6 protein-coding genes are annotated in these 5,605 nt (G+C 66.6%); 3 read left to right on the top strand and 3 right to left on the bottom strand.

The window, feature by feature from the left end:
- Positions 1-135: 135 nt before the first annotated feature.
- On the bottom strand, positions 136-918 hold the full coding sequence (locus O3W51_RS41740; protein ID WP_269288986.1) for a hypothetical protein: 783 nt from the start codon (positions 916-918) through the stop codon (positions 136-138).
- Positions 918-1,691 carry a ParA family protein gene (locus O3W51_RS41735; protein WP_269288983.1) on the bottom strand — a complete coding sequence of 258 codons (774 nt, stop codon included), beginning with the start codon at positions 1,689-1,691 and terminating at the stop codon, positions 918-920. The genes O3W51_RS41740 and O3W51_RS41735 overlap by 1 nt, the downstream gene beginning before the upstream one ends.
- 284 nt (positions 1,692-1,975) lie before the next feature.
- Here O3W51_RS41735 and O3W51_RS41730 point away from each other — a divergent pair, with 284 nt between their 5' ends.
- Genes O3W51_RS41730 through O3W51_RS41720 form a run of 3 tightly spaced genes read left to right on the top strand, consistent with a single transcriptional unit; the run spans position 1,976 to position 4,037 of the window.
- Complete coding sequence (locus O3W51_RS41730) at positions 1,976-2,602, top strand: restriction endonuclease (protein WP_269288980.1); 627 nt, start codon at positions 1,976-1,978, stop codon at positions 2,600-2,602.
- A 55-nt stretch (positions 2,603-2,657) separates the two neighbouring features.
- The gene (locus O3W51_RS41725; protein WP_269288977.1) at positions 2,658-3,536 is read left to right on the top strand and encodes a hypothetical protein; all 879 of its coding nucleotides are present in this window, start codon (positions 2,658-2,660) and stop codon (positions 3,534-3,536) included.
- Between the two features lie 57 nt (positions 3,537-3,593).
- A complete protein-coding gene (locus O3W51_RS41720; RefSeq protein ID WP_269288975.1) occupies positions 3,594-4,037 on the top strand; it encodes a hypothetical protein in 444 nt (147 codons plus the stop codon).
- A gap of 30 nt (positions 4,038-4,067) precedes the next feature.
- On the opposite strand, the gene O3W51_RS41715 is transcribed toward O3W51_RS41720, so the two are convergent.
- Complete coding sequence (locus O3W51_RS41715) at positions 4,068-4,265, bottom strand: hypothetical protein (protein ID WP_269288973.1); 198 nt, start codon at positions 4,263-4,265, stop codon at positions 4,068-4,070.
- Between the last annotated feature and the right edge of the window lie 1,340 nt (positions 4,266-5,605).

The following is a 5,605-nucleotide window of genomic DNA, read 5'->3' as shown; positions in this document are numbered from 1 at the left end:
CAGCGACCCCGAAGGAGCGGACCTGCGCGGCGCCGCCGTCGGGCAGCTCAGCCTCCTGTACGTCATCAACCGCACTACCCAGCCGCCGCACCTGTACGTCCTCGACATCGTGTGGGCCGGCTGACCACTAGGCCGTCAGTCGACCGCCAACAGCTTCGCCAACATCACACGGTCCTCCGGCGTCATGTGCTCCCGCAGAAGCCGGTCCAGGGCATCCGGTGAGCCCCACGGCAGAGCATCGGACAGGCTCGCCGGCCCCGCTGCTGGCTTCTCTGCGCTGCGAGCGCTGCGGCGCTTGGGAATAGCAGGCCGGGCCACCGCGGCGAACTTCTCGACCGCCTTGCGTGCCGCCGCCGTCGCTGCCTTCACGTCGAACTTCTCGCCCTTGGGCAGCGCCTTCACCGCAGCCTTTATGACCTCCGCTGTCACCGGCACGCCATCGACCGCCAACGCCGTGCGATACACGACGCCCGCCGCTTCCACGCCGTGCTGGTCAGCGACCGGAACCAACTCAAGGACCGTGGCCTGGTTCAGCTTTTTGACGCCAATTGGCGTCAAACCGTTCGACTGTGAATCGAACAGGGACTCGGCGACCGGCCACGTCCGGATCAACTTGTCCGCCTGCCCCCGCGACATGTCCCACCGGTCCTCCAGGTAGGCGTCGAAGGTCTTGTGAGTGCCCCGGTAGAGCCGGCCGTCACGCACGATCTGCAGCGCCTTGCCCGCAGCCCAAAACGCCCACTGCAGCGTTTCGATCGCGGCCTCGCAGCGAGCAAAAACCTCCTGCTCCTCACCGATCAGCACCGGAGTGTCAGCGATCGGACGCTGCGGGGGAGTGGGCAGCTTCAGCGCCACATCCGTCGCCGACTCCGGCCGCCGCCCGCCGACACCGGCACCTGAGTTCAACCGGCGGCCCATCAGAGGTTCTGCTCTACACACAGGGCGAGGCTCATGAAGTCCTCGCGGGCCCTCAGCGCGGTGCCCGACTCCTTGTACTCCACGACCGTCAAACCGTTCTCGGCCGCATGTGCGTGAATTTTGTACTTTCGGATCGGATCGGCCATCCGCGGATAGCCGTGTTCGTCGATCCACGTCTTGACCCTGTCCAGCGCCGTGTCGCCGTCCCGGGGGTCGTGCAGATTGATCACCACGATGAAGGGGATGCCCCGCGGCTTCAGGATGCGCTCGATGGTGAACTCGGCTGGCTTCCACGACAGGAACTCTGGTGTGATCGGCACGATCGCCAGATCAGCCAGCTCCAGCACCTCGCGCAGAGCATCCGCAACTCGGCTCTCCCCGAGTGGATCGTCGCCCCACTCCGCATCCGGGTCGATCTCCATGAAGCCGGGGGTATCCACGATCACGCGCTTACGGGTGGGGCTGTCCTTGAGCTCTGTCAGGATGCCGACTTTCCCCCGCGTCACCAGGTAGTCGAACGGCAGCACTTCCTCGGGCACAGCGTCAGCCCAGTCCTCAAGGCTGCCCTGTGGGTCGACACCGGCCGCGACGACCGCGGCGTCTTCGATGTCGTTCTGCATGACACTGCTGCGCCCGCTCACGGCCGCCAGGTTGACGGTTATCGTGCTCTTCCCGGCGCCGCCCTTCTGCTGGATGACGATGATGAACTTCGGGCCGATGGCCCTGGCCGCCATAGCGGTAGCAGACCGCTGGGCAGGGGTGGTGGTACTCAAGAGACAGCCTCCGTCGCTTCCCCGTAGGTACTCGGATTGGTCTGCACAGAATGCCAGACGACCGAACACCGCCAACGCAACCATCCCGAGAACCACCGGATCGAGCGGTACACGCCGGCGGCCGGTTGCTACCGGCAGGCTCAGCCGATACGAGCACCTTTACGCCGTAAAGACGACAGCGCCACTCCAGTCACCCGATCGTCAGTCTCCTTCAGGAAGGCGGTCTTCCCAGGTTCTGCCCCGCCGCCCACACTCGGCTACGAGGACGGGGGAGGGGCAGAGCCATGGAACTGCTGCTGGTGTTAGTGGGCTTGGTCGCGGTCGGGGCCGGAGTGGTCGTGGTGGGGCGTGCGCGGATGGGCCGGGCTGAGGCGCGTGCTGAGCAGTTGCGCCTGGCGGAGCAGGCCCGCGTGGACGCGCGTCGGACCATGGATGTGGTGCTGGCGATGAATGACCGGGAGTTCGAGGAGTACGTGGCGGATCTGTGCCGCCGTGACGGCTGCTCCGATGTGGTGCGCGTCGGGGGAGCGGGGGACTTGGGTGCCGACGTCATCGCGTTCCTGCCTGACGGCCGCAAGCTGGTGATCCAGTGCAAGCGCTACGCCCCGCACCGGTCGGTGGGCAGCCGGGACATTCAGACGTTCAACGGCACCGCCCGCGCCGAGCACGGCGCCGACATCCCGGTGTTCGTCGCGACCTGCCCGTTCACCAAGCCCGGCCGGGACTTCGCCGCCAAGCACGCCCTGGTCCTCATCGACCTCGATCTGCTGGGCTTTTGGAACACCGGCTCGCCGCTGACCTCGTTCTTCGCCCTGGACATCACGCGCTCCGGCACCCACAAACGCCCCAAGCCCGCGACCAAGCGCCCGGCCCGGCGGCTTCCACCCGCCCGGCCCGACACGGCAACCTGACCGGGAAGGACGCCACGGCGTCCCTGCCACCCAGCGCCGTCCCGGGGAGCCCGACATGCCTGATCACCGCCCCCGGGGCTATCAGCCGGCCTGGCGGCCGCGGCCGCAGACGGTAGAGCTCCTAGCGGCGGTCGACGTCATCCTCGCCCGGTACGCCGAGCAGCTGCCGCTCTCGATCCGGCAGGTGTTCTACGCCGCCGTGTCCGACGGCGCGCTGCCCAAGACCGAGCGCGGCTACAAGCGGCTGGCCGAAGTGTTGGGCATGGCCCGGCGTGCGGACCGGATCGCGTGGGAGGCGATCCGGGATGACTCCGGCACCTGCCTGTCCCCGCCCCCTGAGTTCGCCGGCCTCGAGGACTTCCGTACCCAGATGCGCCAGGCCGCCGCGAACTTCCGCCTCGACCGGCAGGAAGGGCAGCCGGCCCGGATCGAGATCTTCTGCGAGAGCGCGGGCATGGCCCCGATGCTGACCCGCATCGCCCACCCCTTCGGCATCGACGTGCGCTCCGGCGGAGGCTTCAACTCGCTGCCCGAAAAACGCAACACCGCGCTGCGCGCCGCCGCCGAGACCCGGCCGCTGCGCCTGCTGCACATCGGGGACCTGGACCCGTCCGGGGTCTGGCTGCCGGTCGCCCTGGCTGAGGACGTCGCAGCGTTCGCTGCGGCCCACGGGGGAAGGAGCGAGTTGGTGCGGGTGGCGGTGACGGAGGAGCAGGTGGCCCGGTACCAGTTGCCGTCGGCGCCGGTGAAGGCGACGGACCGGCGCGCGTTCACCGCGGCCGGCACCACGCAGGCCGAGGCGTTGCCCCCGGACGTGCTGCTGGCTCTGGTCCGCGGGGCGATCGAGGAACGGCACGACCGGGCGGTGTTCGACGCGGTGCTGGAACGTGAAGCGGCCGAGCGTGAGCAGCTGCTGAGGGAGCTGGGGGAGTAGCCCGCTACTGCTCACGGCTCGTCTCTGTCCACAGGCCGAGTTCTGCAGGGTGGGGTCATGAGTGATGACACGAGCACGATGCGGCCGGTGTTGTGCGAGCAGTGGCACGACTTTTCTTGCGACGAGGGGCAGGGCCAGGTGTGCTGGGAGTTGGTGCCGGACGGCTTTCAGGCGCAGGTGGTGTTCCTGATCAATGAGCGGGTGAGGGAGCGGGAGCAGGCTGATCCGGGGGAGCGTCCCCGGGTCACCAGGCGGTCCAGCGTGGCCTGGGTGGCCGATCGGCTGAACGTGAAGCCGTGGGTGGTGCGCGGGTACGTGCGGGGTGGGTTGTTCGTGTGGCCGGGGCGGCAGGTGCGGGAGCGGGTGTACGAGCGGGTGCTGGACATCGTCTGCCCGTACCGGCTGGCGAAAGCGGAGGCCGAGTGGGCCGAGGTGCTGGCCAAGGAGGCGCGGCGGGAGGCCCGGCGTGCCGCCCGGGAGCGTAGCCGTGGCGAGATGTGAGTGGTCAGGCGTCGGTCGGGGCGGGGGCTGCTACTTGGACTGCCCGCGGGAAGGGAGAGCCGCGGCCCAGTCGAGGGGTATGCCGTTGCGTTTGGCCTTCACGACGGCGGCGGTTGCTGCGGCCAGCAAGCCGGGGTAGTCGCCGGTCCAGGCTTCGGCGAGCCATGCGAGGTGCTCTCGGAAGGCCGCTCTCCCGTGGCCGTTGGAGAAGATGGCGGTGTCCGGCACGATGAGAAGGCCGACTGTCTTGGGCGTTCCATCCAGTAGGACAGTTCCCTGACACATGTGCCGGGCAGTCAGGATCGGCCCGCGTGTAGAGGTGACGATCTGCTCGTGCCAGAACGCTCGCGCCTCTTGCAGCAGTTGCTGCCGCAGGAACCGCGCTGCTGGCACGAGGCACACCAGATCCAAGGGAGACGCACCCGGCCTGACTGAGGCTGTAGTCACCGGTTCAGCGTGTCAGGTGGGTAGCTGGCGGCTCACCCCTGTCTGTTGTGGCTGGCCTAGCCGGGTCTTTTCTGGTTTGCAAGCCGGGACGTGGCTGTTGATGTGGTGCCGGTGGGCGGGTGTTGGGGTGGCCGATGGCCGGCCCGGGGAGCGCGGGAGTCTGCCCGCCGGGGTGTCCCGAAGGGGCACCCCGCCCCTCTCCCCGAACCCCGCCCAACCCACCCCCACCCATTCCATCCCTTCAATTCACCATTGCATTTCTATCTAACTGAGCATCAGATACGGCAACGCATGGCGCATGCACACACTCACTCGGAACGAAAAGCAACGCACCGAACAATCCCAGTCAACCAACTAATCAGCCGACACCCATAAACGTTGATACAATTGCGGGACCGAGACACCCACCACCCAATCCAGGAACGGGATTGCCCTACGCAGTGCATCATCTGAAACCGGCTCAGAATCCAGCTCCAACCAGCCGTCTCGACACACGGACAGCGCCCCGAGGGTGTGCCTCAAATTCGCCAAAACTACATCTGCATCATTCCCGATCCAGCACCCAGAAGCCTGCACCAAGCCACGGTGCGCACCTTCAGATCAGGAATTCATGAAGTAGCACACAAAGGAGTCGGCCCCCCGCGCGCCACACCTGGACAGGTGGGGCCGGCCCCGGGGTAGCGGAGCGAAACCCCAGTAACTACACAGGCCAGGACGTGATGCACCCACCGCACCCCCCTCACACCCCCGCCGGTCCGGACGGACGCGCGCCCTTCCCGATAAGCGAAGCGTTCGGGAAAGGAAACACCCAGCAAAATGGAATGCAGCGAAGCGGAATTCCCGCCATTACACGGATTTGAGCACGACGGAAAACCGGTGTTCCCGCGAAGATGGAACACTGCCAACCTGAATACGCGAAGCGAATTCAGAACCCGTTTTGCCCTTGACTAACGGGAAAGGGAAACCGAAACGAAACTCAACACAAATTCCCTGAATGGGAATGCAAACACCCCAACCAAGTGCCCCAACGGGGCACGACATAAACCACAAAGAATTCCCCGAAGGGGAATTCATGGGGGGTTTGGAATTCCGAAAGGAATTCATTTAAGGCCCTTTAGGGC

The organism is Streptomyces sp. H39-C1 (assembly GCF_027158125.1).
In the GTDB taxonomy this organism is placed as follows: Bacteria; Actinomycetota; Actinomycetes; order Streptomycetales; family Streptomycetaceae; genus Actinacidiphila; species Actinacidiphila fildesensis.
The sequence above is the reverse complement of the archived record's forward strand: the minus strand, read 5'-3'. Positions and strand labels throughout refer to the sequence as shown.